At 44.1% G+C, this 25464-nt stretch carries 28 protein-coding genes; 21 read left to right on the top strand and 7 right to left on the bottom strand.

Annotation, left to right across the window (positions count from 1 at the left end; all coding sequences use genetic code 11):
* Positions 1-47: 47 nt before the first annotated feature.
* The 5 genes from A391_RS0102250 to yegQ all read left to right on the top strand — a co-directional run bounded on the left by A391_RS0102250 (position 48) and on the right by yegQ (position 4064).
* Complete coding sequence (locus A391_RS0102250) at positions 48-575, top strand: adenine phosphoribosyltransferase (protein ID WP_019897011.1); 528 nt, start codon at positions 48-50, stop codon at positions 573-575.
* 117 nt (positions 576-692) lie between these two features.
* Positions 693-1088, top strand: a complete 396-nt coding sequence (locus A391_RS0102255) for a VOC family protein (RefSeq protein ID WP_019897012.1) — start codon at positions 693-695, stop codon at positions 1086-1088.
* A gap of 105 nt (positions 1089-1193) precedes the next feature.
* Entirely contained in the window at positions 1194-2003 is an 810-nt protein-coding gene (locus A391_RS0102260) for a quinoprotein dehydrogenase-associated SoxYZ-like carrier (protein WP_019897013.1), read from the top strand.
* Positions 2004-2153: 150 nt separating this feature from the next.
* Complete coding sequence (locus A391_RS0102265) at positions 2154-2573, top strand: secondary thiamine-phosphate synthase enzyme YjbQ (RefSeq protein ID WP_019897014.1); 420 nt, start codon at positions 2154-2156, stop codon at positions 2571-2573.
* A 144-nt stretch (positions 2574-2717) separates the two neighbouring features.
* A complete protein-coding gene (yegQ, locus tag A391_RS0102270) occupies positions 2718-4064 on the top strand; it encodes a tRNA 5-hydroxyuridine modification protein YegQ (RefSeq protein ID WP_029143937.1) in 1347 nt (448 codons plus the stop codon).
* 111 nt (positions 4065-4175) lie between these two features.
* On the opposite strand, the gene pqqA is transcribed toward yegQ, so the two are convergent.
* Positions 4176-4247 (bottom strand): pyrroloquinoline quinone precursor peptide PqqA, encoded by a 72-nt coding sequence (gene pqqA, locus A391_RS14665; protein ID WP_135278826.1) that lies wholly within the window; start codon positions 4245-4247, stop codon positions 4176-4178.
* Positions 4248-4585: 338 nt separating this feature from the next.
* Between pqqA and A391_RS0102275 the strand changes: the two genes are divergently transcribed.
* The 11 genes from A391_RS0102275 to A391_RS14100 all read left to right on the top strand — a co-directional run bounded on the left by A391_RS0102275 (position 4586) and on the right by A391_RS14100 (position 11929).
* Entirely contained in the window at positions 4586-4795 is a 210-nt protein-coding gene (locus A391_RS0102275) for a hypothetical protein (protein WP_019897017.1), read from the top strand.
* A gap of 28 nt (positions 4796-4823) precedes the next feature.
* The gene (locus A391_RS0102280) at positions 4824-5123 is read left to right on the top strand and encodes a hypothetical protein (protein WP_019897018.1); all 300 of its coding nucleotides are present in this window, start codon (positions 4824-4826) and stop codon (positions 5121-5123) included.
* Positions 5124-5152: 29 nt separating this feature from the next.
* Positions 5153-5770: a 30S ribosomal protein S4 gene (gene rpsD / locus A391_RS0102285; RefSeq protein ID WP_019897019.1), complete on the top strand. Its 618-nt coding sequence runs from the start codon at positions 5153-5155 to the stop codon at positions 5768-5770.
* Between the two features lie 204 nt (positions 5771-5974).
* Positions 5975-6160, top strand: coding sequence for a hemin uptake protein HemP (locus A391_RS14670; RefSeq protein WP_272912508.1), 186 nt, complete (start codon positions 5975-5977; stop codon positions 6158-6160).
* A 7-nt stretch (positions 6161-6167) separates the two neighbouring features.
* The gene (locus tag A391_RS0102295; RefSeq protein WP_019897021.1) at positions 6168-6440 is read left to right on the top strand and encodes a DUF6686 family protein; all 273 of its coding nucleotides are present in this window, start codon (positions 6168-6170) and stop codon (positions 6438-6440) included.
* 146 nt (positions 6441-6586) lie between these two features.
* Positions 6587-6757, top strand: a complete 171-nt coding sequence (gene hemP, locus A391_RS14675) for a hemin uptake protein HemP (RefSeq protein ID WP_019897022.1) — start codon at positions 6587-6589, stop codon at positions 6755-6757.
* A 48-nt stretch (positions 6758-6805) separates the two neighbouring features.
* Positions 6806-7639: an energy transducer TonB gene (locus A391_RS0102305; RefSeq protein ID WP_019897023.1), complete on the top strand. Its 834-nt coding sequence runs from the start codon at positions 6806-6808 to the stop codon at positions 7637-7639.
* A gap of 86 nt (positions 7640-7725) precedes the next feature.
* Entirely contained in the window at positions 7726-8472 is a 747-nt protein-coding gene (locus A391_RS0102310) for a MotA/TolQ/ExbB proton channel family protein (RefSeq protein ID WP_036316928.1), read from the top strand.
* Positions 8469-8888, top strand: a complete 420-nt coding sequence (locus A391_RS0102315; protein WP_019897025.1) for an ExbD/TolR family protein — start codon at positions 8469-8471, stop codon at positions 8886-8888. Before A391_RS0102310 ends, A391_RS0102315 begins: the two co-directional genes overlap by 4 nt.
* Before the next feature lie 140 nt (positions 8889-9028).
* Entirely contained in the window at positions 9029-11200 is a 2172-nt protein-coding gene (locus tag A391_RS0102320) for a TonB-dependent siderophore receptor (protein ID WP_019897026.1), read from the top strand.
* 63 nt (positions 11201-11263) lie between these two features.
* Complete coding sequence (locus A391_RS14100; RefSeq protein ID WP_019897027.1) at positions 11264-11929, top strand: DUF4198 domain-containing protein; 666 nt, start codon at positions 11264-11266, stop codon at positions 11927-11929.
* Between the two features lie 229 nt (positions 11930-12158).
* Here the strand turns inward: A391_RS14100 and A391_RS0102330 are convergent, their stop codons facing one another.
* The 5 genes from A391_RS0102330 to A391_RS0102350 all read right to left on the bottom strand — a co-directional run bounded on the left by A391_RS0102330 (position 12159) and on the right by A391_RS0102350 (position 17708).
* On the bottom strand, positions 12159-12776 hold the full coding sequence (locus A391_RS0102330; RefSeq protein WP_019897028.1) for a cation transporter: 618 nt from the start codon (positions 12774-12776) through the stop codon (positions 12159-12161).
* Positions 12777-13024: 248 nt separating this feature from the next.
* Positions 13025-14248: an ABC transporter permease gene (locus A391_RS0102335; RefSeq protein ID WP_019897029.1), complete on the bottom strand. Its 1224-nt coding sequence runs from the start codon at positions 14246-14248 to the stop codon at positions 13025-13027.
* A complete protein-coding gene (locus tag A391_RS0102340; protein ID WP_036316933.1) occupies positions 14248-14997 on the bottom strand; it encodes an ABC transporter ATP-binding protein in 750 nt (249 codons plus the stop codon). Before A391_RS0102340 ends, A391_RS0102335 begins: the two co-directional genes overlap by 1 nt.
* A gap of 15 nt (positions 14998-15012) precedes the next feature.
* Positions 15013-16230 carry an efflux RND transporter periplasmic adaptor subunit gene (locus A391_RS0102345; protein WP_019897031.1) on the bottom strand — a complete coding sequence of 406 codons (1218 nt, stop codon included), beginning with the start codon at positions 16228-16230 and terminating at the stop codon, positions 15013-15015.
* 11 nt (positions 16231-16241) lie between these two features.
* Complete coding sequence (locus A391_RS0102350) at positions 16242-17708, bottom strand: TolC family protein (RefSeq protein ID WP_019897032.1); 1467 nt, start codon at positions 17706-17708, stop codon at positions 16242-16244.
* 503 nt (positions 17709-18211) lie between these two features.
* On the opposite strand from A391_RS0102350, the gene A391_RS0102355 reads away from it, so the two are divergent.
* From A391_RS0102355 to A391_RS0102370, 4 genes are all read left to right on the top strand, one after another.
* Complete coding sequence (locus tag A391_RS0102355; RefSeq protein WP_019897033.1) at positions 18212-20503, top strand: catecholate siderophore receptor Fiu; 2292 nt, start codon at positions 18212-18214, stop codon at positions 20501-20503.
* A gap of 66 nt (positions 20504-20569) precedes the next feature.
* Positions 20570-21247, top strand: a complete 678-nt coding sequence (locus A391_RS0102360; RefSeq protein ID WP_019897034.1) for a Fe2+-dependent dioxygenase — start codon at positions 20570-20572, stop codon at positions 21245-21247.
* Positions 21247-22332, top strand: a complete 1086-nt coding sequence (locus A391_RS0102365; protein WP_019897035.1) for an alpha-hydroxy acid oxidase — start codon at positions 21247-21249, stop codon at positions 22330-22332. The genes A391_RS0102360 and A391_RS0102365 overlap by 1 nt, the downstream gene beginning before the upstream one ends.
* Positions 22333-22467: 135 nt before the next feature.
* Positions 22468-23250, top strand: a complete 783-nt coding sequence (locus tag A391_RS0102370) for a PepSY-associated TM helix domain-containing protein (protein WP_019897036.1) — start codon at positions 22468-22470, stop codon at positions 23248-23250.
* Positions 23251-23302: 52 nt separating this feature from the next.
* On the opposite strand, the gene A391_RS0102375 is transcribed toward A391_RS0102370, so the two are convergent.
* On the bottom strand, positions 23303-23734 hold the full coding sequence (locus A391_RS0102375; protein WP_019897037.1) for a CBS domain-containing protein: 432 nt from the start codon (positions 23732-23734) through the stop codon (positions 23303-23305).
* A 293-nt stretch (positions 23735-24027) separates the two neighbouring features.
* On the opposite strand from A391_RS0102375, the gene chrA reads away from it, so the two are divergent.
* On the top strand, positions 24028-25386 hold the full coding sequence (gene chrA / locus A391_RS0102380; protein ID WP_019897038.1) for a chromate efflux transporter: 1359 nt from the start codon (positions 24028-24030) through the stop codon (positions 25384-25386).
* Positions 25387-25464: the final 78 nt, after the last annotated feature.

The following is a 25464-nucleotide window of genomic DNA, read 5'->3' on the forward strand; positions in this document are numbered from 1 at the left end:
TCCTCTAAGACTAACCACTCAATTTGACCAATATGGTGTAAGTGCTTATGCCTATCAAATCCCTAATCCGCACTATCCCACATTACCCAAAACAGGGTATCCAGTTCCGTGATATCACCACTTTACTCAAAGACCCCATTGGCTTTCGGATGGTGGTAGATGCACTTGCACAGCATTATGCTAGCCAGCACATCGACAAAATCGCAGGGATTGAGGCACGCGGATTTATTATAGGAGCAGCATTGGCGTATAAGCTCGGTGTGGGCTTTGTGCCGATTCGTAAATCTGGCAAGTTGCCTGCTGAGACAATTGGGCATGATTACGCCTTAGAGTACGGTGCTGATCGTGTTGAGATTCATACTGATGCAATTGCTCAAGGTGAGCAGGTATTGTTGGTGGATGATCTAATTGCGACAGGCGGTACAGCTGAAGCTGCTGCCGCGTTAATACAAAAATTAGGTGGTGTAGTCATGGGTTGTGCGTTTGTGATTAACTTGCCTGATTTAGGTGGCTCAGAGCGTCTAGCTGAAAGTGATCTCAAGCCTTTTTCACTTTGCGAGTTTGAAGGCGATTAATCTCTGCTTTCATCGAGTTGCGCTAGTTACTCGTCGCGTCAAAGGTGTTAAAGTATCTAGATTATTGTTGCCGATTATTTATCGCACTTACCTACACCAATTTATTGAAACCATACTATGCCGGTCACCCAACTTAATCATTACAACCTACGCACGCCTTATGAGACGATGCTTAAACTCAAGGATTTTTATTGTGATGTATTGGGTTTAAAAGTCGGCCCACGTGAGGGGTTTACTAGCAGAGGCTTTTGGCTATATATTGGTGATACACACGTGTTGCACTTAGCGGAGTATCGGGGCGAAGGTGAGCCGTTAACCAATGTACTGACAACGATTGATCATGTGTCATTTACTTGTACTGACATGCCAGCAATGGAAGCGCATCTGAAGCATCACAATATTCACTATACAACGCGCGATTTACCAGTGTTAAACGTGAAGCAGATTAACTTTAAAGATCCTGTCGGTAATGGTATAGAGTTGTTTTTCTATATGGAAAACGAAAGCGTTTAATCGGCAATCTTGCTAAGCATGGTCCCATGAGAACTATCTAGCAATATAGTTTGTCATAGGCGTATGAAAACAAAAAATCATAAATATTAATTTGGAGCGTATGGTATGGCTATGCAATTTCAAAGGTGGTTTAGTAAGGTAGTAGTAGCTACTGGCTTGTCTTTAGCTTTTATTGCTAACACGTATGCAGAGGCTGACCCAAAACTGTGGCCAGTGATGAAAGAGGCTTTCTTTGCTAAAAGAGAGATGAAGGAAGTTGACTTCATTAAGATTGAAGCGCCTAAACGTGCAGAGAGCGGTGCGCAAGTGCCAGTATCTTATAGCATTGATAATGCGGCAGCGAACGGTGTGGTAATTAAAAAGCTATATGCTTTTGTTGATGCAAATCCGATTCCACTCACAGCGACTTATCATTTAACAGATGCGCTAGGTAACTTTCAGTTATCGACACGTATTCGTTTTGAGACAGATGCTTATGTGCGTTTAGTGGGTGAAACGGCGGATGGTCAGTTATATTTGGCTTCACGCGTAATTCGTGCTGCAGGCGGCTGTGGTGGCATGGTGGAGAACAATGAAGCTGAAATCCGTGCCGCGGCAGGGCGAATTAAAATGAATGTAGAAACGCCGGTTAAAGTGGGTACACCAACGACAGCAACATTCAATATTAAGCACATTATGCGGACTGGCTTACAGCGTGACTTGGTTTCTCAGGGTTATGTGCCAGCTTTTTATATCAACAAAGTTGATTTTGTTTACGGCGGAAAACCTTTAATGACGGTGGATGTTGGGGTTGGCACTGCAGAAGACCCATATTTCAAATTTAGTTTTATTCCAGCTACGGCTGGCAAGCTAGAGGCGGTAGCAACCGATAATGAAGGTAAAACATTTAGCCAACAATATGAAGTGAAGATATAGCGCTTAAGTTCATCTTTAATTAACGGTTAACAATGAAAAGGCCTCCGATGTGAGGTCTTTTTTTTAACCATTTTTATATAGTGGAAATTTTCTAGGTGGGATATATAATGCGATGTTAAAATTAGGCTGTTGAAAATTAAGGACTATTTGATGAAAAGCTATCGTAAAGAACTTTGGTTTAACCCACCGACACGCGTTGCATTTATTCGCATTACCGAGCAAATTCGTGAATGTTTGCGTGAAAGTGGCGTGCGTGAGGGCTTGGTGTTGGTGAATGCGATGCATATTACAGCGAGTGTATTTATTAACGATGATGAGCGCGGCTTGCATCATGACTATACTCAGTGGTTGGAGCGTCTTGCACCACATGAGCCTGTGAGTAGCTATCGCCACAATGATACGGGTGAAGATAATGCGGATGCGCATATGAAGCGTCAAATCATGGGACGTGAGGTTGTGGTGGCCGTCACTAATGGTGACCTTGATTTTGGCCCCTGGGAACAGATATTTTACGGTGAGTTTGATGGCAGACGTAAGAAGCGTGTGCTTGTGAAAATTATTGGTGAATAAAACCAAAACAACATCTCCATACGGTGTTGCAAATTTAAAAAGAGCACCTTACATATGATTGATATGCCGCGGCGCTCTTTTCTAATTTGCGCCTTATCTGGCTTCGTTCTTTTGATTTTATAGAGATTAAGTGAAGTAATAGTGATGAAAATACCTGAACTTTTAGCCCCAGCGGGCGATTTAGATCGTATGCGTACTGCATTTGATTATGGAGCAGATGCGATTTATGCAGGACAGCCGCGTTATAGTTTACGTGCACGCAATAATGATTTTACGATGGCCAACCTTGAGATCGGTATTAACGAGGCACATGCGCGTGGTAAAAAGTTTTTTGTGGCCAGTAACATTGCGCCACATAACGCTAAAGTTAAAACTTACATGGCAGATATGGCGCCTGTGATTGCAATGCGTCCAGATGCTTTGATTATGTCTGATCCTGGCTTGATTATGATGGTGCGTGAGAAGTGGCCTGAAATGCCAGTGCATCTTTCTGTACAGGCGAACACGGTGAACTTTGCGACGGTGAAGTTTTGGCAAAGTTTAGGGTTGTCGCGTGTGATTCTGTCACGTGAGTTGTCTTTAGATGAAATTGAAGATATCCGTCAGCAATGCCCTGAAATGGAATTAGAAGTTTTTGTGCATGGTGCTTTATGTATTGCTTATTCTGGTCGTTGTTTGCTTTCAGGTTACTTTAACCAGCGCGATCCGAATCAAGGTACTTGTACCAATAGCTGCCGTTGGGATTATAAAGTGCATGATGCGGCAGAAGACGCTGCCGGTGTGATACGTCTTGATGAGTTTGACTTTAAAGCAGAGATGGAAAAATCAAGCTTGTCTGGCTGTGGCAGTTTGCCGCGCCACCCGTTAGCTGACAAAGTTTATCTGATTGAGGAAAAAGGGCGTCCAGGCGAGTTGCTCCCTATTGAAGAAGATGAGCATGGTACTTACATCATGAACAGTAAAGATTTGCGAGCGATTGAGCACGTGGAGCGCTTGATTAAAATGGGGGTGGATTCGCTTAAGATTGAGGGGCGGACTAAATCACGTTACTACGTCGCACGTACTTGCCAAAACTATCGTCAGGCGATTGATGATGCGCTAGCAGGGCGACCATTTGACTGGAACTTGCTAGGTGATTTAGAAAACTTGGCTAACCGTGGCTATACCGATGGGTTTTACCAGCGTCATCACACCGCAGAGCACCAAAACTACAAGCAAGGTTATTCAAGCTCTAACCGCAGTTTATATGTGGGTGATGTAGTGGCTTATGATGCTGAGAAAGGCTTGGCAGATATTGAAGCGCGCAACAAGTTTGCCGTGGGCGACCGTTTACAGGTGATACACCCGACTGGTAATCAAGATATTGTGGTTGAAACCATGTTCAATAAAAAAGGTGATCCGATACAAGAGGCCTCCGGTAGCGGTTACTACGTGAAACTACCCATTGTTGCAGCTGATTTGAATAATGCGATGGTAGTGAAGTATTTATAAGGTTGGTGTGTAAAGTTTGGCTGTCATGGCTATACGTATATAGTGTGGTAAAACTATGAGTTTAATAAAAAGGGGAGCGATTGCTCCCCTTTTTTATTGCAGAAAAACGGATTACTTGTTCATTACATACATCGTTACTTCAAAGCCAAAACGCATTTCAGTTGCTGATGGTGATGTCCACATGATTATTCTCCACATTAAGTTAAAGATAGAACTAGTATTTTTGGGCTTGCAGTATTGCTAGTTCGTTAAAAACATTGTGCGCTTATCTGCATATTGATGAGCTATTAGTATTCATGAATGCCACTTAAGAAAAATCATGAGATGGCACCAGTGACTTGGCGTATATCAACTTGTTAAGTTTTTCAGCCTGACTAGTCGATCTTTGTGTATCTAAGAATGTGATCAGCGTTGGAGTAATAAGGGTAAATAATAGTTTACTAATTTAGTCACCAATTATGTGTTGACATATTAAATGAGAATGATTATCATTTATTTAAATTCCTAGATTGGAGTACGTCATGAGTAAGCAGTTAATTATTAGCCAAGCCAAACTGACAGGTAATGAAGATTGCAAAGTGCTTTATAACAAAGCAAAAGACATTGTTGAGCTTGAAATTGGAGACACTTCATTGCGGCTAGAGGTGCGTAATTTTTTCATGATGAATGAAATGATGCGCAAGGCAGTGGCAAGGTTGGTGATGCAAACTGAGTTGCATCAAGTGCAGTAATTTAGCGAATAAAACAAATGAGGTAATTATGCAAAAACAAGTATCAGCATTGAAAGCACCCAGCGAGCTATTTGACCCTGAGTTGCCAACGTCTAGAGAGCTAATGGCGGCCATATGTTGTGTAGCTACGCAGTATGCGCTTAAGCCGTCACATGAGTTGGCGGTGTTGGCGAGTGAGTTGGCTCATAAGTTAACAGCACCTGAGTATGCAGATACCAAGCTGATTGAAGATATTGCTGAGCGTTTGGTGAAGCAATGGCAGGTAATCGTTAGTGAGTATGGTGCTGAAGACAATTGGTTGATGGCAACACATAACACATTGCAATAAGTTATATATTAATTAGATAAGGAAACAAGATGTCTCGATTTATTGGCCCACGATTAAAAGTGATGCGTGCTTTAGGGGTGGATTTACCTGGATTGTCACGTAAAACCATTGAAGCACGCCCAACACCACCAGGCCAGCACGGTAATAAAGCATCGCGCAAGCGCCGCTCTGATTTTGGTGTGAAATTACAGGAAAAACAAAAAATTCGCTTCAATTACGGGTTGACCGAGACGCAGATGCGTAGATTGATACTGGATGCGCGTAAAGGTAAAGAGCCAACAGGCGAGCGTTTGTTGCAATTGCTGGAGCGCAGAATGGATAACGTAGTTTTCCGTGCTGGATTTGCACCTACGGTAATTGCTGCAAGGCAGTTAGTGAGCCATGGTCACCTCATGTTAAACGGTAAGCCAGCGAACATCCCGTCGATTAGATTGAATGTCGGTGATGAAATCGCTGTTAAGGCCAAAAGTAAGCATATCCCAATGGTGGTGGAAACTGTTAAGCAGCCGTCTTTAGAGCGACCAGAGTGGCTAAGTTGGGATGCGAGCACACAAGTGGTCAAGGTAGCACATTTGCCGGCGGTGAGCGATGTGCCCTTCCCTGTGGATGTGCAGTTGGTGGTTGAATATTATGCTAACCGCGTGTAGCGGCTGGCAACAGAATTTGAGTTGCCCCTAACAGCGGCTCAAATGTAGTACTGCATGGCAACATGCGTCTCCTTGATCTTAACCGATCATTTTATGGTTGCATTAAGTTTAATTGCTTATGTAAGTCGGCCATCTTTTTAATTTTAGTGACTCAATTGGGCTGCCATCATGAAAATTATTACTAATTTAACCTCTAAAGAACATATGAGTTTTGATATAGCAATTGTGACAGACAGTACACGCACGCAAGATGACATAAAGATTTCTAGAATAAAAAGATTGAACAGCGACAAGCTGTTTACGAATGTGAAGGAAGTAATGATCGATCACGAGGATGAAACTTATTTTTTACGGATTACTAAACAAAATAAATTGATACTCACTAAATAGGTGTGACATGAAAATTAACAAAGCATTGGAAAGCGTGACAAATAATCAAGCCTCGTGCTTGCGTGTTTTATTGTCTAAGAATGAAAGTGGCCAAATTATATTTTGTGAGAATTGCAATGTCGCTGAGTTGGAGCTGGGTGCAATTAGCTTGCGTATCGATGCTAGCACTTTGCATACATTAAAAACTTTATTAGCGGATGCTGATACTAGGCTGGCATTGTATCAACAAGAAAAAGCTATTTATGCGCAACAGTCTGCTATTAACTGTAGCGTTCATTAGTAAGGCAATTAAATAAAATCAAATACATAGATAGTAAATGGCGAATAAAGTCATTGACAAATCTAAATGATAACAATTATCATTAGCCTTTCTGCTTTGAGTGATTGATAGAGTAGAAATCGACAACAAAATAATGAGCCTGATAAATGATGCTTGATGAAAAGAAACATGAAACCAAAGTTGCAGAGCCTTCTGCTGCTAGGGTGACAACAAGTGAGCTGTTGTTTTCTGGCGCGCGTGAGTTGGTGATTAAGCACGTTGGTGAAGATTATCGTTTAAGGCTTACCAATCAGGGTAAGTTAATTCTTACAAAGTAGTACTGCTTCAACGGTGTTGCAGTTGATACGAAAAGGTTAGGAGGAAGTATGATGACAAATTCAGAGCTTGCAGTGAATACTCACTTCTCTTCGGAGCCTTTTTCGAACAGGGTGGAAGCTGCGATTAAATCTAACGTTAAACATCTGCCAATAAACACGCATATTGGTGCAACACGGGTGGACAAAAAAACAATCTCTTACAAAATGCTGGCAGCAGTGACCTTGATGCACATGGTGGCTCTGGCGGGCGCGTTGAATGCTAAACCAGAAGCAGCGGCGATTAATAAGTTAGAAACGCCAATGATGGTGAGCTTGGTGAGCCAAGTGGCAGATGTCCCAAAAGAAATAGCTAAACCGCCAGTAGAGCAAGTCCAGCCTATTAAGAAACCTGTTGCTCAAAAACCAAAAGTCGTAGAGAAAAAACTGGTAGTGAATGAAGAGGCTGTCAGAAAAATAGAGCAAGTAGAGCCAGCAGTCGTAGAGAAAAACGAAACTGCTGTGGTTGCTGAAGCTTCCCCGGCGGAGCAGCAACCATTAGCAAAAGCAACAGAAGTGACGGAGAAAGTAGCCACTGAGCAAGTAGTGGCAGAGCCCGTAATTGAGCCGCCTAGATTTGGAGCAGCCTATTTAAATAACCCTGCACCTGCTTATCCCATGCAAGCAAGACGCATGGGTGAGCAAGGTAAAGTGCTGCTTAAAGTGTTAGTGTCTCAAGACGGCAAGGCTGAAACAGTTAAAGTGGATACAAGTAGCGGCCATCATAAATTGGATCAGGCAGCGATTGAAGCTGTTAAAAAATGGAGCTTTGTACCGGCAAAGCGTAGTAACCAGCCAATTAGTGCTTATGTATTGGTACCTGTAAATTTCACATTGAATGGATAAATAGTAAAACTAATGAATATGCAGTTAATGCATGGACTAGTCGATAAATTAAGAGTGAACAGATTAAGAATCAAGCGAGGGTAATGATGCAAAACGGGTATGAGTTTAATAGTTGGGAATTTATCACGGCGGGTGGGCCAGTTTCTATGTTGGTTGCCTTGATCTTATTAGCAATGTCGGTGGCGAGTTGGTATTTAATCGTGACAAGAAGCGTTAGTGCATGGCGTATGCGTCGTGCTTATCAGATATTTTTACAGGCATTTTGGCAAGCGCCAAGTGTGGCCGTGGCAATTAAGCAAAGCCAGACTTATGCTAATACAGGGCTGGCTAGATTGGCAGAAAAAGCGATACTGGCGGCTGAGCACCACAAGATGTGTGCAATAAAAGGATTTGAGATTGTTGCACAAGATGAGTTTGTAGCACGTGCCATGAACCGTAGCATTGCAGAAGAAAACGCAAATATGGAAGGCGGCTTAACTGTATTGGCTTCTGTGGGTAGCGTATCGCCATTTGTAGGTTTGTTTGGCACGGTGTGGGGGATTTATCATGCACTTGCCAGCATCAGCTTAAGTGGTCAGGCGACTCTAGATAAAGTAGCTGGGCCAGTAGGTGAAGCTTTGATTATGACGGCATTAGGTTTGGCTGTGGCGATTCCTGCAGTGTTAGCTTATAACGCAATTGTACGTAGTAACCGTGCGTTATCTGTAGCACTTGAAAAATTTGGCTATGACTTGCATACCTTGATTACAACTGGCGCGGTCATTGGTGCTAAACGAGCACATAAGCAGGGTGCTGCTGACCAAACGATGCATGTTGCAGGTGCCGTCGCATGATAGGGTCAGGAAGCAATGTAGGCGGTGCACCACATTCAGCACCTATGTCTGAGATTAACACTACCCCGCTAGTGGATGTGATGTTGGTGTTATTGGTAATTTTTATTATTACCGCACCATTACTGACGCATGCTGTAAAAATTGATTTGCCGCAAACAAGTAGCCAGCCTGTTCCTGAAAAGCCAGAAGTGATTTCTGTGTCTATTGATGCATCAGGCAAAATGTACTGGAATGATATGCCGCTGGTGCAAGGTGAGCTGAAATTGAAGTTAAAAGAAATTGCCCAGAAAAAACCACAGCCAGAATTAAATATACGCGCTGATAAGGAAACCCGTTATCAGGTATTGGCTGAAGTGATGGCTGATGCACAAAATTCAGGTGTCAGTAAAATGGGTTTTGTAAGCGAAAGTAAGTAGTTATTTGTTGAACAAAAAGTCGTTACGTACGTATAAAAAATAAACATAAATAGTCATTAAAAAATAGCCAGCCAGTAAGTGTTGCTTGCAACCCCTTAGATAGCCAGCCAAATAGACAATCACAATCTAAGGGGAAGCTGATGAGGAATCATCAAAACGTGCTTATGCTGGCAGTCATGGTTGCATTAGCATCTATGACTGCGGTGGCAGAAGAGCAAACAGCACATTCAAAATTGGCAGATGAACTGCCTGAGGTTAATGTTCAGGCGGACGCGCCAAACGAAATCCGATATAAACCCAAACGTGCCTCAACAGCAACCAAGACTGATGCTGATATCATGGATATTCCGCAAGTAGTCAATGTGGTGCCACAGCAGGTACTGATTGATCAGCAGGCACGATCACTTGATGATGCAATCAAAAATGTGAGCGGTATTACCATGGGTAATAACTTTGGACATACAGCAGACAGTTTGTTTGTTCGTGGTTTCGGCGGTAGTTTTTTTGGCGCAAGTTCTGGCATTTTGCGCGATGGTTTAAGATCACAAACTTCACGTAATTTCAGTATTACCACTGAGCGTGTAGAGGTTTTAAAAGGACCTTCTTCATTGCTATATGGTATTCAAGATCCTGGTGGCGTGGTGAATGTGATTAGCAAAAAACCATTATCCGAACAAAGGACAGAAATCAATTTGTTAGCCAATAGTTTCGGCGGTGGTTCAGGTTGGGTTGATTTTTCAACACCACTGAACGATGAGGCTGGCTTTCGAATTCTGGCAGAGCATGAAGGGTCTGATTATTGGCGTAACTTTGGGCAGACTAAGCGCACACTAGTCGCACCATCATTTGCTTGGGCTGGTGATAAGCTGCGGGTAAATGTGAACTATGAGTATCTGGATTTTGAAGTGCCATTTGATCGCGGTACCGTGTTTCTTAACGGCAAGCCACTGGATGTGCCTGACTCACGGCGTTTTGGTGAACGATTTGAAGTCATGGAAGGCATTTCACAATATGCTCAAGGGAAAGTGGAGTACGATTTAACTCAGAAGGTGACGTTGCGCGGATCAGTGGCTTGGAGCAATGAAATCAATAGCGACAGGCGAGTAATGATTGCCTCACTGGCAGCGAATGGTGATGCAACCCGAACAGTGCAAGGTGTTGATGACCGTGAGCGTGATAATTTGTATGCATCATTTGATGTGTTGAGCAAATTTGATATTGCCTCAACAAAGCATGAGGTGCTGGCTGGTTTTGACTTTGAAAAGTTAGATGCTAAAGACCCAAGTTTCTTTAGATTAAATACAGTGGGTGGCTTTAATGTATACAACCCTCAGTATGGTGTAATACAAGAGCCGACCACCATCACAGCTGCTAATACTTTTGCTTGGCAGAGGTCAGATACTGATGTTGAGAATAAATCGGTATTTCTACAAGATACGATTCATTTTGGTGAGCAGTGGATAGCGCTCTTGGGTGGCCGTTATCAAGAGAGTGAGCAATTTGCTTCACAACGTGATTTGCGCTTAGCTAATCCAGTTAAGGTCATTACTAATGACTCTAAGAGTGACGTTTTTCTTCCACGAGTTGGCCTAGTGTATCGGCCACAGACATGGCTATCGCTCTTTACTAATTACAGTGAGTCATTCAAGCCTAATATCTCCGTAGACGGCGCGGCACAAGGCCCATTTGACCCAGAAGAGGGGGTTATTTATGAGGCTGGGGCTAAGCTTGATTTAGCGAATGGGGTGAGTGCTACTGCAGCAGTATTCAACATTATTAAAGAAAATGTTTTGGTGACAGAAGGTGGCGTTAGTCGCACGGCTGGTGAAGTGCGCTCACGCGGGCTAGAAATCGATGTCGCAGGAAAACTATCAGATCATTGGGATGTAATTAGCACCTACGCTTACACCGACACCGAAACTTTAAAGGATGCTGCAACGGCGAATACGGTGGGTAAACGCCTTGTTAACTCGCCCAAGAATATGGCAAGCCTTTATCTGAACTATCGCACGGGAACCCCATCTGTTGGCGGACGGTGGACGTTAGGGGGCGGCGCACGCTATGTTGGTGAGCGTCCTGTCGATAGCGTCAATAGATACTTTCTTGATGCTTATACAGTTGCTGATGCATACGCCGCTTATCAATGGCTGGCGGGCAGTCATCTTGCAACTGTGCGCCTGAATGTCAAAAACCTTTTTGATAAAACCTACTATCCAGGAGCCAATGGCGGTGTAATCAACAGCACAGGTGGTGGCAGCATCTTTTTAGGTGAGCCGCGTCAAGTACTACTACAGGCTGGTGTTGAGTTTTAAAGCGTACTTTTTACCTTTACAAATTCGAATTAATGGGCATTCATTATTTTTAGGAAATTCATCATGAAAACAAAAAAATTATCATCTATTTTAGTTTTGGGGCTCTTTGCACTATTCCAGGCGACTATGGCTCAAGCGCATTTTATTTGGCTAGAGCAAGCAGATGGTCAAACAAAGTTATATTTTGGCGAATACGAAGGTGGCTTACGTGAAAAAACAGGAGGTAAGCTAGATACGATTGCTACCCCTGCGGCCACGACATTAGATAATAAAGTACTGCAAGTAGCCGCTAAACGTGCAGAAAATTATATTGCTATCGAGGGTGCAAATAATCAAGCTGTGCTTGCACATGAGTTGGGTATGAAAGTAAAAGATTTAACTAAATATTATTATGGCATCGTTAAGCCTATGTACTACGCGCGACATGGAAATGGCAATGCAGAAGCGGCCTCTAGCCATGCTTTAGATATTCAACCGATAGGTAATAATAAAGTGCGTGTTCACCTCAACGGTAAGCCCCTCGCAAAAGCGAAGCTAAAAGTGATGGCACCTAATCAATGGTTACAAGAATTAGATGCTGATGAGAATGGTGAAGCTACCTACAATATGCCGTGGGCAGGGCTATATGTGTTAGAGGCTATTTATTTGGAAGCTAAGCCAGGCGAGTTTCAGGGGGATAAATATGAAAATATCCGCCATGTGAGTACATTATCTGTGATGAAGAAATAATTGAATAACAAAAACTCAAATACCTAGATCTTAGATGTTAGGGGATTGGATGAAGGTGACGTGAGTAATGCACGGCACCTTCATTAAGTGTACTACGCCTTCATTAAAGGCATTTTTCTTGACTCAACCTAAACGTCACTGACCACACAGCTTAGCACTTATAGCCTCGCAAGATGTGCTAACGCATATATCAGATAGCACGAGTTGCGGCGTCTATATGTATGCCAAACTAGAGGTGGTGCAACTCTGATCTTGCTTTTTTTATTACTTGCATCGCCGCTGAAACGCCTAGGCTTGCCATGATTACCGCTACCACCAGATCAGGCCATGCACTGTTGCTTCCCCATACGCCTAATGCGGCTATCATGACGGCAATATTGCCGATGGCATCATTTCTGCTGCATAGCCAAACCGATTGCATATTGGCGTCTCCATCACGATAGGCATAGAGCATCATGGCAACGCTTAAATTTGCAAGCAGGGCGATCAAGCCGATTAGTCCCATTGTGTATGCTTCTGGTATGCCACCGTGCATGATAGACCATAGGGTGGAAGCCAGTACCAGTAATCCAAAAATGCCCATCGTTAGCCCTTTAAACAGCGCGGCACGTGCACGCCATGCAAGGCTCATAGATAGCACTGCTAAAGATATCCCATAGTTCATGGCATCGCCGAAGAAGTCGATGGCATCTGCCATCAATGACACTGATTGGGCATTGATACCACTGAGAATCTCTACCATAAACATGGTGGCATTGATGACTAACGCGATCCAAAGTATCTTCTGATATTTAGGGGTTAGCAGCTTGGGGTTGCTGCATTCGTGATTACAACAATCTTTAGCCATAGGTTTCGTTCCTAGCAATGATCTTTCAAGCGGTATGATGGGGTGATGCTGATGAAGATATTTTATATTGGCATCCAACTAGCTGTCAGCATATTCTGAAATGATTAGATAACGGCTGGTATTCGTTAGAGAATAGACAAGGATTGTTTTGCAATGTTTAGCCGAATGCTTGAGTGATGCTAGGCATTCGGCACATCAATAGATGTAAGCTTGAGACCGCCAGTTGATTAGCGACCTCATGAGCGTGATTATTGATAGCGTAGCGCTTCAATAGGGTTGAGCATTGCGGCTTTGCGGGCAGGGTAAAAGCCAAAGAACACACCAATGCTTGCAGCTACGCCAAAAGCAATGGCGACAGAGTTTACCGAAATAATGATTTCTGCTTTTGTGATGATGTTCACCATGATGGCGCCACCAACGCCAATGGCAATGCCAATCAGGCAGCCCACAATCGAGATGACGATCGCTTCCAATAAAAACTGCAATAAAATATCGCGCTGACGTGCACCAATCGCCATCCGAATGCCAATTTCACGTGTGCGCTCGGTCACTGAAACTAGCATGATGTTCATGATGCCGATGCCGCCTACTAGCAAAGAGACAGAGGCAATTGCACCCAGCAGCAGAGACATTGTACGCGTGGTTTCAGCCGCGGAGTTTGCAATCGCAGTGAGGTTACGGACAGAAAAATCGCTATCTGAGCCTTCTCTAATGTTGTGGCGTTGGTTAAGTAGGCTGTTTAAGCCTTGTTCAACCATTGGCATCGTATTATCAGACTCAGCTTGCACCATAATTTGACGAACACTACCTGGCAACTGGTTACCAAAGAGTTTACGTTGCGCGGTGGTGAGTGGCACGATAATCGTATCGTCCTGATCGCGGCCGTCAAGCGTTTGGCCTTTGCTGTCGAGTACACCCAAAATGACAAAAGGGCTTTGTTTGATGCGGATGGTTTTACCAATAGGGTCGATATTGTCACCAAAGATATTTTGGACGATGGTTTTCCCAACCAAGGCAACGCGGGTGGCTGAGCGAATGTCTGATTCAGAGAACGCATAGCCGTCACTGAGATTCCATCCGCGAATGTCCAGATAGCTTGGTGTAGTGCCAATGATGTCAGTGTTCCAGTTGTTACTGCCAAATACGATTTGTGCTTTACCCATCGTGACTGGTGCAACACCCACTACACCATCTAAATCTGAGATTGCGTTGGCATCTTTGACATTGAGTGAGGGGGCATTGCCAGTCGCGGATCTGGCCCCGCCAGCAGAGGGAGGGCCAGATAACACAACAAATAAATTGCTACCCATCGCGCTGATTGAGCGTTTGACGGCAGCTTCAGCCCCTTGTCCAATCGCCATCATTAATACAACAGCACTCACGCCTATCACCATGCCCAGCATGGTGAGAAATGTGCGTAAACGGTTGGCACCCATGGCATGCCATGCTTCGCCTAGCATTGCAGTAAACATTAAATAGCCTCACTTATTATATTGTTTGTAGGTGTGCCGAATGTCTCAGTCGTTCCAATTTCTCTAGTCCGCGTGTCCTGCACAATTCTCCCATCTAAAAAACGCACTTGGCGGCTGGCGTGTTCGGCAATATCAGTTTCGTGGGTGACTAATACAATCGTGATACCTTCTTGGTTGAGCTCAGAAAATAGCGTCATGATTTCTTCGCTAGTGACGCTATCCAAGTTACCAGTTGGCTCATCTGCTAAGATTAGGCTTGGTTTGTTCACCAAGGCGCGCGCAATCGCAACGCGCTGTTGTTGTCCGCCAGAAATTTGATTGGGGCGTGAATTCAGGTACTTTGCTAAGCCTACTTTTTCTAACAGGAGTTTGGCTCGAGCATGGCGTTCAGTTTTATCTACGCCAGCATATACTAGAGGCAAAGCAACGTTATCTAGCAAGCTTGAGCGTGCTAATAAATTAAAGCCTTGAAACACAAAGCCTATGGTTCTGTTACGCACTTGTGCTATGGCGTTTTGTTCCATATTAGCAACTGGGTGGCCATCTAACACGTACTGACCTTTGCTTGGTTTATCCAAGCAACCAAGAATATTCATAAAGGTAGATTTGCCAGAGCCAGATGGACCCATGATGGCGACATAGTCACCATTTTCGATGCGTAGATTCACATCCTTTAGTACGGGAAATGGCCCGGCAGCTGTTTGGTAGTCTTTATATAAGCCACTGACTTCAATAACGCTTTTTTGCATGGTTTCAGCTTCCACCTAGAACATTCTTGGGCCGCGCGCGTTGTTACCGCCTACTTGTGCTGAACCATTGCTTTGTAATTCAGAGACAATCAGTTGGGTGCCGACATTGACACCTTTGGCTTGTAAGTCTCTGCCAGTAACCTCTGTAAAGCGGCCATCTGTGATGCCTAATCGAACCTTGATAGGGGATGGTTTATTATCTTTCAGGATATAAATGGTGCCCGTGTTCAGATCATCACCTTTATTTCTTTTCTTACGAGCTCCTCCATTTTTAGCCATCTCACCTTTGGGGCTATCTGCGCTGTTTTCGTCTAACTTGGGTTTATAACGTAGCGCTGCGTTTGGCACTAGCAAGGCTTGCTCACTTTTGGCGACACCAATGTTGACATACGCTGTCATGCCCGGAAGTAGCAGTTGGTCTTGATTGTCTACTGAAATCACTACGTCGTAAGTAACCACATTTGAGGTGTTAACTGGGTTTAAACGCACTTGTTTAACCACACCTTCAAAATTTCTATTCGGAAAAGCATCCACATTGAACTTGGTCATTTGCCCAACTTTAATGTTACCGATATCAGCCTCAGCAAAGCTGGAGTTAATTTGCATTTTAGATAAATCTTGTGCGATCTTAATCAGGGTTGGCGTTTGAAAGCTTGCTGCAACGGTTTGCCCAACATCTACCACGCGGTCTACCACCACACCAGAGACTGGTGAGCGGATAATCGTGAAGTTTAAATTGGTTTGGTCGCGTGCTAATAGGCCGCGTGCACTATCTAATTGTGCCTTTGCAGACTTTAATACTTGTACGGCAGTATCGAGCTCTTGTTTAGATACAAACTCTTGTGCATATAGCTCACGGATACGTTTTTCATTTGCTTGCGCTAGCTCAACGGATGCTTGATTATTGCGCACGCTTGCTTGAGATTGGCTGATTTGCGCCATGAATAAAGCGTTATCCAGCTCTAGCAATACCTGATCTTTTTTCACCTCATCATTAAAGTCTACATATAGCTTTTTAACGATACCTGAAATTTGTGTACCTACACTAACGAGCGTTACTGGGTTCAATGTACCGTTAGCTGATACCGTTTGTTCGATATCACCCTGTGTGATTTCAGCTAATCTGTATAAATCAGCAGGATTGATGTTGCGTGTGCTTTGATAGTAATAATAGGCGCCCGTAGCGAGTGCGATTAACACAATGATGAGGATTATTTTATTGAGTGATTTCATGGTGAATATCGTTAGTTGGTGTTGGTAGTAGTAGGCATTGAGTCGAGTGTTGCACTAGGTAATGATTGAATCATGGCATGGTCTAAAGAGCCCATGGCTTGTGCTAGTGTTGCACGCGTAATGTTGGCATTTAGCACAGCCTGAATTTGTTGTTGCCTAGCGCTAGCAAGTGCACTTTGCGCATTTAGGGTGTCGATAATATTGCCTACCCCTGCTTTGTAGCGCCCTAATGCCACGCGGTAAGACTCCTCCGCGCTGGCAACTAATATTTCAGTTGCTGAGACAGACTCAAGTGCGGTGCGCAAATTCTGATAGGCGCTCCACACATCCAGTGAAATTTGCAAACGTAAACGGTCGCGCTGTGCTGCGCGTAAGTCTGCAGTAGCTTCAGCGGCACGTATTCTGTAGGTAGGCGCATAACCATTAAAGAGTGGAATTGCGACGGTAAAACCTAAGGTGGAGTTGTTGCTGGTGGCTAACTGAGAGCCATCTTGCAGGCTGTTAGACATAGAGATTGAAATGGTTGGTTTTGCCGCAGCCTTGCTGGCGTCAATGCTGGCTTGTGCAGCTTTCAGTTGTGCCTCGCTAGCAATCAGATCTGGGCGACGTGTACTTGCTTGTTCAATGAGTGAGTTAACGTCATTGAGTATGGTGGCCGATGGCATTGCAGTATTGCTGACTAATGATATTTTTTGATTAGCTGGTAAGCCCATCACGTTGGCTAAATTACCATAGGCAGTTTGTAAGTTGCCTTCACTCGTAATACGCGTCAAGGTCAGTTGTGCATAGGCAGTTTGCGCTTGTAGTTTATCAGCGGGGGTGGATACGCCTGATTGATAGCGTGCTTCTGCTGCTTTAAAGCTCTCGCTGCTCGCACGCTCAGCTTCTAATGCTGCATCCACTGCGGCCAAGCTAGCTTGTACTTGATAAAACGCTACTGTGGCAGAGAGTAAGACACTTTGCACTGTGCTGCTTTGGCTGGCACTAGCGGATAAAAGCAATTGGCGTGCGTTTTCTAGATTTGCATGACGGTTACCAAAATCATACAGCAGGTAGCTTGCCACCAAACTATTGCTCAAGTTTAGGTTGGGATTACTACGTGTAGTTGATGCTGGGTTGAGCACACTGTTGTTGACCGAAATATTATCGGTGAGCGATGGCAGATAGGCAGACTTTGCAATGCCTAACTGTGCTGCTTGTACACGAGCACTTGCCCACACCTCCCGTGTTTGCGGATTGTTGCATAGGCTTGCATCTGCAACCTCTGCCAATGTCAGTGGTTTTTCAAGTCTTTCTCCACTCATCAACCCATCACAAGGCGACCCTTGGTACTCGTCAGCTATTTGTGGCAGCGAGAATAGATTAGTTTGCAAAGGGTCATTGCGTGTAGAGTTTTTATCGGTATACCAAACGCCACCTTCGGCGAATGCATGGTGAGTGAGTAGCATTAAACTAAGCACAAAAAAGCGTTTTTTCATTTGATGTTTAGGCACAATTTTTATATAGGCTGATTTCTAGAACGATTAAGATTCACAATCGAGACTTTAAGTGACTGACCTGAAAATTACACCTAAGAGACTAGCATTATTTAGGGGCTTCAAGTCATTGAAAAGTTCGTATTGCGTAATGGTTGCAATTGTAAATGAGAACAGTTATCATTAGCAAATGAATTGGGGTTGAATGCAAGGACTTTTACACAGTTTTACATTCAGTTCGTGCATTCCTTATTTTTAGCCAGTCAACGGTCAGTTCTCTAGCCAACCACTGAGTTATTTTATAGGAGATTTATCTTGAGTATTCAGGCTTAAGTTGACGGCAATTCGAAAGGCAGCAATAGGATGCCTTTCGGCAAATCTGTAGTTTTAAGTATTACAAAATAAGTAAGTGAAACATGTAAAAAAATAATTTAATAAGCACGTCAAGCCAGCCAACGGTATTTTCCTCTAGCCAGCCAGATATTTTGAATCAAGAGGAAAGTACCATGAGTTATATTCGTAGTCGTAAACACAACCCCGCCCGTATCGCTGCGCTAGTTGCTGCAACATTGTCCTTTGGTGCAAACGCTGCTAGCGAAACTAATGAGGCCGCAGATCAACTTCCAGAAGTGAATGTGACGGCAACGCCAGAGGTGCCTTTTAAGGCTAATACGTCAGCTAGCTCTAAATTTACAAAGCCGTTAATCGATACCACACAAACTGTGCAAGTGATTAAAAAAGAAGTGCTACGTGAGCAAGGCGTCATTTCATTAACAGATGCTTTACGTAATACGCCAGGTATCACCATGCAATTGGGTGAGAATGGCAACACTTCAGCAGGTGATACTTTCTCGATGCGCGGTTTTGCAACACAAAACTCATTGTTTGTAGATGGCATTCGTGACCTAGGTGCAGTAACGCGTGACGTGTATAACTTAGAGCAGATTGAGGTGGTGAAAGGCCCAGCAGGTGCAGATATCGGTCGCGGTGCGGCGTCTGGATACGTTAACTTAATCAGCAAATTGCCAAGTTTGGATAGTGTGAACATGGCGACCATTAGCTATGGTACCGCGGATAAAAAACGTGCAACGATTGATTTAGGCGAAAAGCTAGGAGACACAGTAGCCGTTCGTTTGAATGCAGTAGGTTTTGATGGCAATGTTGATAAGCGTGATGAAGTAGAGAACCAGAACTTCTCAATCGCACCTTCTATTGCTTTTGGTTTAGGAACACCAACTCGTCTGTATTTGTACTCACAACACGTGCGTCAGGATAATGTCCCTGACGGCGGTATTCCAACCATTGGTATGAGTGGCTTTTATAACGCATCTACCTCTTTAAACGGCGGTAGAAAAGTAGACCGTGAGAACTTCTACGGTAGCGACAATGATTATGAAAAAGTAGATGCAGATATGTTTACTGCTAAATTTGAACATGATCTTAATGACAAAACGACAGTACGTAATATTTCACGCTACGGCAAAACCAATATGGACCGTGTTGCTACAGGTATTAACACCGGCGCAACGGGCTTGGTTGCAGTCACTGCAGATCCAGCGACTTGGACAGTGAATCGCTCACGTCAGCGTATTGATCGTGATGATGAAATTTTAGTAAATCAAACTAGCCTGAATACTATGTTTGATCTTGCTGGGTTCAAAAACACATTCACGGGTGGTCTTGAGTTTATGTATGAAAGCCAAAAAAGCAAAGGCTTTGGTACTACGGCACAGACGGTGAATGGTGTCACTTATGCCGCAATTAGCAACCCAGCAGCTAATTTGTATAACCCTAACTCAAATGATTTGTTAGGTATTCCATATGCGATTCCTGGAACCGACACTGATGGCAGAACAATCACCGCTGCAATGTATGCTTTCGATACAGTAGATATCACAGACAAATGGCAAGTGAACGCAGGTTTACGTTACGAGCACTACAATACTAAAACTAATGGTGGCACGATTGTCACTGCCACTAACCAAGCTCAGTTTCCGGGGTATGCGGTTGGATCAATTGCGCCAACAAAAGGCAGTAACTCTGATAACTTGTTAAGTTGGAAAGTGGGAGGGCTGTATAAGCCAGCGCCTAATGGCAGTATTTATGCGTCATATGCAACTTCATACACGCCACCAGGAAGTGCAAACTTTGCACTCTCTGCAACAGCCAACAATCAAAACAATGGCGCGATGGACCCACAAAAAACTGATAACGTTGAGTTGGGTACTAAGTGGGACATACTCAATAATCAACTTAACTTAACTGCGGCAGTATTCAGCACAGAAAATAGCAAACAAGCTTCATTTGACGATCAGGGACAGGCTGTACAAAATGGTCGTACCCGTGTGAACGGGATTGAGTTAATGGCGGTAGGGCAGTTAACCAAAGCTTGGCAGTTGTCTGCGGGCATTACTGAAATGCGTGCAAAAGCACTAGACCAGCAAAATGATACAGGTGTTGTAACTGATGGCGTGCGCTGGACACCAGAGACAAGTGCAACGGTATGGAGCCAATATAGTTTTGGTGATTTTACACTTGGTGGTGGCGCACGTTATATGGGCGAGCAAAAACGCCTAGTGACGAAAGTCGATGCTTCCACACAAAATATGCCGGAAATTCCATCTTATTGGGCAGCTGATGCAATGGCATCTTATAAGGTGAACAAGCAACTTAATTTACGTCTCAATGTGTACAACATTTTTGATAAAGAATACATTGAAACGTTGAACAACGGCGGCGGTCGGGTGCGTCTAGGTCAGCCACGATCAGCCTTGTTAACAGCTGAATTCATGTTCTAGTCATGTAAGTCTTCAAGCCCGCCAGTTAAATGCTGGTGGGCATTTTTATTTTGGTAGGTTTCAATCATGATGTTACATATTCCCGAAGTATTATCTAAAGCAGATGTACTTGCCATGCGCAACTTACTTGATGCAGGTGCATGGGTAGACGGCTCATCTACGGCAGGCGTTTTAGCGGCAGCGGTGAAATGTAACTCGCAGTTCTCGTCAGAGTCTGCGCAATATCTTGGTTTATCTCAAGCCATCGCTACTGCACTTGAGCGGCAGCCTTTATTTGTATCCGCCGCACTGCCTGATCGGATATTGCCTCCCATGTTCAATCGTTATGCTGGTGGTGGTACGTATGGTAACCATATTGATAATGCCATCCAGCGTGATCGACTCACTGGTGACCGCTTACGTACAGATGTGTCGGTCACGGTGTTTTTATCAGAGCCAGAAGATTACGAAGGTGGTGAGCTCATTGTAGAAGATACCTATGGCAGCCATGAGGTTAAGTTACCGGCAGGCGATGCGATTGTGTATCCATCAACAAGTTTGCATCGTGTCGAGCCTGTGACATCCGGTGCGCGCGTTGCTTCATTTTTATGGGTGCAGAGCTTGGTAGCAGATGCTTGGCAACGCAATATGTTATTTGATTTAGATATGGCTTTGCTTAAATTGCGAGCTCAGGTTGGAAATACCTCAGAAATCGTCACGTTAACTGGGCACTACCATAATCTATTAAGACAATGGAGCAAATGATGGCACAGTTACCATTAACTGCTATTCCTCCAGATATTGTGAGTGCCGCAGATTACGAGCGATATGCGCAACATTACATTGAAGCCGCTGCATGGGCCTACTTACAAGGCGGTGCTGCTGACGAACTCACGTTGGCGGCTAACTGTGAGTCGTGGTCAAGTTTAAAGCTTTGGCCGCGTGTGCTATCAGATGTTGCGCATGGTCATACGCGCTGTACTTTGTTTGGTGATGCGTTGGCACATCCAATTATTCTTGCGCCAGTGGCAACACAGCGGCTGTTTCATCCTGAAGGTGAAGTGGCTAGTGTGCTTGCTGCAGGCGTGATGGGAGGTGTAGCTGTTGTTTCTACGCAAGCGTCTTTCACTTTAGAGGATGTGGCGACGCAAGCACATGGCCCGTTGTGGTTTCAATTATATTGGCAAGGTGGACGGACAGAGACACTGGAACTGATAAAGAGAGCAGAGGCTGCGGGTTACAGAGCGCTGGTGTTCACTGTAGATGCTCCAGTTTCTGGGGTGCGAAATCGTGAGCAACGAGCTGCGTTTAGCGTGCCAAGTAGTGCTGCACAGGTCAATGTTAAAACACTCACATTGCCAACATTAGCGCAAGGCATGAGTGCAGTATTTGATGGATTCATGTCGTTAGCGCCAACATGGGATGATATTGAGTGGCTGATTCAGCAAACTCATCTTCCGATTATTCTCAAAGGCGTGCTTCATCCCAAGGATGCCAAATTAGCCGTTGCAGTTGGCGCTGCAGGTGTGGTTGTCTCCAATCATGGTGGTCGTGTGTTAGACAGTGCATTAGCAACATTCGATGTATTGGCTGGCGTTGTGTCAGTCGTAGATGGCGCAGTGCCAGTGTTGATTGATGGTGGCATTCGGCGTGGTACTGACATCGTTAAGGCACTGGCACTGGGTGCGTCTGCCGTCATGATAGGACGCCCATATATTCACGCACTGGCAACTGCGGGCGCACTGGGAGTGGCTCATCTTATTCGGCTGTTGCGGGAGGAATTGGAAATCTCTATGGCACTCACTGGCTGCAAAACCTTAGATGACATCAATGTAGATGTTTTATATTGAGGTGATGCTTTAGTGGCACATGTTGTATCGCAACAACCAGAGGATTTAGGGACTTTAATAAGTATTTCGTAGTGTTGTAATTGAGTGATTTAGTAAGATTTTTAACAATATTTTGTATTAGAGAACGATTTAAATATGGAAAAAACATTAGCACAAAAAAATAGTCAACGCGGTAAAACACTTAGACTTTTAAGAAAGATTCATGGCTGGTTAGGCCTATGGGGCGCTTTACTTGGCCTGCTGTTTGGTATTAGCGGATTTCTGCTTAATCATCGCTCTGTCATGAAAATTCCTGCTGCAAAAATGGAAGAAACTGAAATTCAGTTAGCGATGGCAATGCCATTACCAGATAACCAGAAAGCGTTTGTAAAGGCCATTCAAACTGCATTGGAGATTAAACAAGACCCGATGAAACCGAGACCTAACCGAGGCGGTAACGCGGAGGGGGCAGGTAAACAGGAGCGTGGTAGCATGCAAATGCGAGAAGGTAATGCGAGACGTGAGGGTAGACCTGAGCGTGAAAGTGATCAAGATCCCGAGACGAAAGCAGATCGTGGTGGTCACTCAGAGCGCGAGGCGAGATTTATGGATAAATCAATTAAACAGCCTGAAACGTTTAAAGTTGGTTTTCAACTACCGAATGCTTCAATTCAGGCAGAGTATGTTGTTGGCAATCGCTTTGCCACGGTAAAACGTGAAGATGCCAACATCTGGGCCTTTATCTCACGTATGCATAAAGGTGTGGGTGCCAATACTGCTTGGGTGTTGCTTGCAGACTCAATCGCTGGCGCTATGTTAATTCTATCTATTACCGGCGTTTTATTGTGGACCAAAATGCGTGGCTCACGCCTAGCGATGCTTGGATTGGTTGGAGGTTCCACATTACTGACGGTATGGATTACCATGTCCATGATGTAAGTGACATGACTCGGTAGTTTCCATTAAGTGGCGCTGGCTAGTTGTTAAGTAATTACAGGTTGATGTAATTCTGTAGCTGTTTAATCAATTCTTGTTGGTAAGTAATGGTTTCTTTTACCAAGTCGCCAATAGAAAGTACGCCAAGTACTTTATCATTCTCAACCACAGGTAAATGTCGAATGCGATGTTCTGTCATCAAGGACATCGCATGTTCTACTGTATCAGTAGGTTTGGCAGACAATACCTTGCTGGTCATCACCTCGCTAATCGCCGTAGTTTTAGATGATTTACCTTTCAGAATTACTTCCCGTGCATAGTCTCGTTCAGAAAAAATGCCTACCAGGTTTTCTCCATCAAGCACGATTAAAGCGCCAATTTTGTATTCAGCTAATATCACTAATGCATCAAATACAGGGCGGTGAGGTGCGATTGAAATGACTTCTTTATATTTTTTACCATCTAGTAATTGTTGTAGCGTCTTCATGCTAATCTCCTTTTGTGATGCGCAAAAAAGTGTCGTCCAAAAAGTGTCGTGCAAAAACTATAGTAAAAGACTAAATATACACCAATAATTATTTTTACCAATAAGGGCAATCAACTATTGAGACATGTGATGTGTCCTAACTTAATGTATTGGCTCGACTTTATCAGATTGTTTAGCGCTACCTCTGAGGTAGACTAAGGTTTGATTAGTACATGGTTCCCGTAAATTGATTAGCCACAATTTAAGATAAAATAGCGTTAAATTAAATAAGGCCACCAATAACAAGGGAGTTTATGGACGTTACCAATAAAATTACACCATCGATTTCTCCCACCTCTACACCAGTCTCTTTCGGACAAGCATTTATTTACTGGCTTAAGTTAGGGTTTATTAGCTTTGGTGGTCCAGCCGGTCAAATTTCTATCATGCATCACGACTTGGTTGAGAAGAGGCGTTGGATATCTGAGACACGCTTTTTGCATGCACTCAATTATTGCATGGTGTTGCCGGGCCCAGAAGCGCAGCAGTTAGCAACCTATATCGGTTGGCTAATGCATCGAACTTGGGGTGGCATTGTTGCTGGGGTATTGTTTGTACTACCATCATTCTTTATTCTGACTGGTCTCGCATGGGTATACATGGCTTACGGATCAGTCCCCGCCGTCGCTGGGGCACTATATGGCATTAAACCTGCCGTGGTTGCCATTGTCCTACTTGCCGCTTATCGAATAGGGTCACGCGCATTAAAGAATCAAGTGCTGTGGGCGATTGCGGCGTTAGCTTTCATTGCAATTTTTGTATTAAACCTACCATTCCCTCTCATTGTGGCTGTTGCTGCTTTCATTGGCCATGTTGGAGGTCGTTTAATTCCGCAGTATTTCAAAGTCGGCGGTGGTCATGGCGCATCTAAAAAAGATGATGGCGCTGCACTTATCGATGACGATACACCAACGCCAGCGCATGCAAGGTTCAGTTTAGCAAAAATGGTACGTATTGCTGCGGTTGGCATCGGCATTTGGCTAGGTGCAATGACGGTGTTGATAGCGCTTTATGGGTGGGATGCTGCATTTACCCAAATGGCTTGGTTTTTTACTAAAGCCGCATTGCTGACCTTTGGTGGCGCTTATGCAGTGTTGCCATACGTGTATCAAGGCGCGGTAGAGCACTATCATTGGCTTACACCAGTGCAAATGATCGATGGTCTTGCACTGGGTGAAACAACGCCTGGCCCACTTATTATGGTGGTGACTTTTGTGGGTTTTGTTGGTGGTTGGGTTTCTCAGGTATTTGGCGCTGATGCAGTTTTTGCATCTGCTTTTGTAGCGGCATCAATCGTAACGTTTTTTACATTCTTGCCAAGTTTTATCTTTATCTTCATGGGCGCACCATTTATTGAAACTACGCATGGCAATTTAAAGTTCACTGCACCATTGAGCGCGATTACGGCAGCAGTGGTAGGCGTGATTCTAAATTTAGCATTGTTCTTTGCATATCATGTATTTTGGCCTATTGGACTAGCTGGTGCGATTGATTGGTTTTCTATTGCGCTAACAGGGTTAGCCATGCTTGCCGTTTTTCGCTTCAAAGCGAATGTTATTTCCGTGATATTGGCATGTGGTATTTTGGGGATGCTATTTAAACTTTTGGCTTAACCTAATCGCTTGTGTTCCAGCAGGTAGTTTTGGACATTACAACATGCTGGAATACAAGCTCATGATGGATGTTATGGG

The sequence above is a fragment of the Methylotenera mobilis 13 genome (genome assembly GCF_000384255.1).
In the GTDB taxonomy this organism is placed as follows: Bacteria; Pseudomonadota; Gammaproteobacteria; order Burkholderiales; family Methylophilaceae; genus Methylotenera; species Methylotenera mobilis_B.

Excerpts from the sequence above, each read along its gene's own strand:
- yegQ (WP_029143937.1), top strand. The coding sequence starts at position 2,718 with ATGAAAATACCTGAACTTTTAGCCCCAGCGGGCGATTTAGATCGTATG.
- A391_RS0102250 (WP_019897011.1), top strand. The coding sequence starts at position 48 with ATGCCTATCAAATCCCTAATCCGCACTATCCCACATTACCCAAAACAG.
- A391_RS0102315 (WP_019897025.1), top strand. The coding sequence starts at position 8,469 with ATGATAGGGTCAGGAAGCAATGTAGGCGGTGCACCACATTCAGCACCT.
- A391_RS0102335 (WP_019897029.1), bottom strand. The coding sequence starts at position 14,248 with ATGTTTACTGCAATGCTAGGCGAAGCATGGCATGCCATGGGTGCCAAC.
- A391_RS14100 (WP_019897027.1), top strand. The coding sequence starts at position 11,264 with ATGAAAACAAAAAAATTATCATCTATTTTAGTTTTGGGGCTCTTTGCA.
- A391_RS0102360 (WP_019897034.1), top strand. The coding sequence starts at position 20,570 with ATGATGTTACATATTCCCGAAGTATTATCTAAAGCAGATGTACTTGCC.
- A391_RS0102305 (WP_019897023.1), top strand. The coding sequence starts at position 6,806 with ATGATGACAAATTCAGAGCTTGCAGTGAATACTCACTTCTCTTCGGAG.
- A391_RS0102345 (WP_019897031.1), bottom strand. The coding sequence starts at position 16,230 with ATGAAATCACTCAATAAAATAATCCTCATCATTGTGTTAATCGCACTC.
- A391_RS0102310 (WP_036316928.1), top strand. The coding sequence starts at position 7,726 with ATGCAAAACGGGTATGAGTTTAATAGTTGGGAATTTATCACGGCGGGT.
- A391_RS0102375 (WP_019897037.1), bottom strand. The coding sequence starts at position 23,734 with ATGAAGACGCTACAACAATTACTAGATGGTAAAAAATATAAAGAAGTC.
- A391_RS14670 (WP_272912508.1), top strand. The coding sequence starts at position 5,975 with ATGAGTTTTGATATAGCAATTGTGACAGACAGTACACGCACGCAAGAT.
- A391_RS0102330 (WP_019897028.1), bottom strand. The coding sequence starts at position 12,776 with ATGGCTAAAGATTGTTGTAATCACGAATGCAGCAACCCCAAGCTGCTA.
- A391_RS0102365 (WP_019897035.1), top strand. The coding sequence starts at position 21,247 with ATGGCACAGTTACCATTAACTGCTATTCCTCCAGATATTGTGAGTGCC.
- rpsD (WP_019897019.1), top strand. The coding sequence starts at position 5,153 with ATGTCTCGATTTATTGGCCCACGATTAAAAGTGATGCGTGCTTTAGGG.
- chrA (WP_019897038.1), top strand. The coding sequence starts at position 24,028 with ATGGACGTTACCAATAAAATTACACCATCGATTTCTCCCACCTCTACA.
- A391_RS0102340 (WP_036316933.1), bottom strand. The coding sequence starts at position 14,997 with ATGCAAAAAAGCGTTATTGAAGTCAGTGGCTTATATAAAGACTACCAA.
- A391_RS0102370 (WP_019897036.1), top strand. The coding sequence starts at position 22,468 with ATGGAAAAAACATTAGCACAAAAAAATAGTCAACGCGGTAAAACACTT.
- A391_RS0102295 (WP_019897021.1), top strand. The coding sequence starts at position 6,168 with ATGAAAATTAACAAAGCATTGGAAAGCGTGACAAATAATCAAGCCTCG.
- A391_RS0102265 (WP_019897014.1), top strand. The coding sequence starts at position 2,154 with ATGAAAAGCTATCGTAAAGAACTTTGGTTTAACCCACCGACACGCGTT.
- A391_RS0102260 (WP_019897013.1), top strand. The coding sequence starts at position 1,194 with ATGGCTATGCAATTTCAAAGGTGGTTTAGTAAGGTAGTAGTAGCTACT.
- A391_RS0102320 (WP_019897026.1), top strand. The coding sequence starts at position 9,029 with ATGAGGAATCATCAAAACGTGCTTATGCTGGCAGTCATGGTTGCATTA.
- A391_RS0102280 (WP_019897018.1), top strand. The coding sequence starts at position 4,824 with ATGCAAAAACAAGTATCAGCATTGAAAGCACCCAGCGAGCTATTTGAC.
- hemP (WP_019897022.1), top strand. The coding sequence starts at position 6,587 with ATGATGCTTGATGAAAAGAAACATGAAACCAAAGTTGCAGAGCCTTCT.
- A391_RS0102350 (WP_019897032.1), bottom strand. The coding sequence starts at position 17,708 with ATGAAAAAACGCTTTTTTGTGCTTAGTTTAATGCTACTCACTCACCAT.
- A391_RS0102355 (WP_019897033.1), top strand. The coding sequence starts at position 18,212 with ATGAGTTATATTCGTAGTCGTAAACACAACCCCGCCCGTATCGCTGCG.
- A391_RS0102275 (WP_019897017.1), top strand. The coding sequence starts at position 4,586 with ATGAGTAAGCAGTTAATTATTAGCCAAGCCAAACTGACAGGTAATGAA.
- A391_RS0102255 (WP_019897012.1), top strand. The coding sequence starts at position 693 with ATGCCGGTCACCCAACTTAATCATTACAACCTACGCACGCCTTATGAG.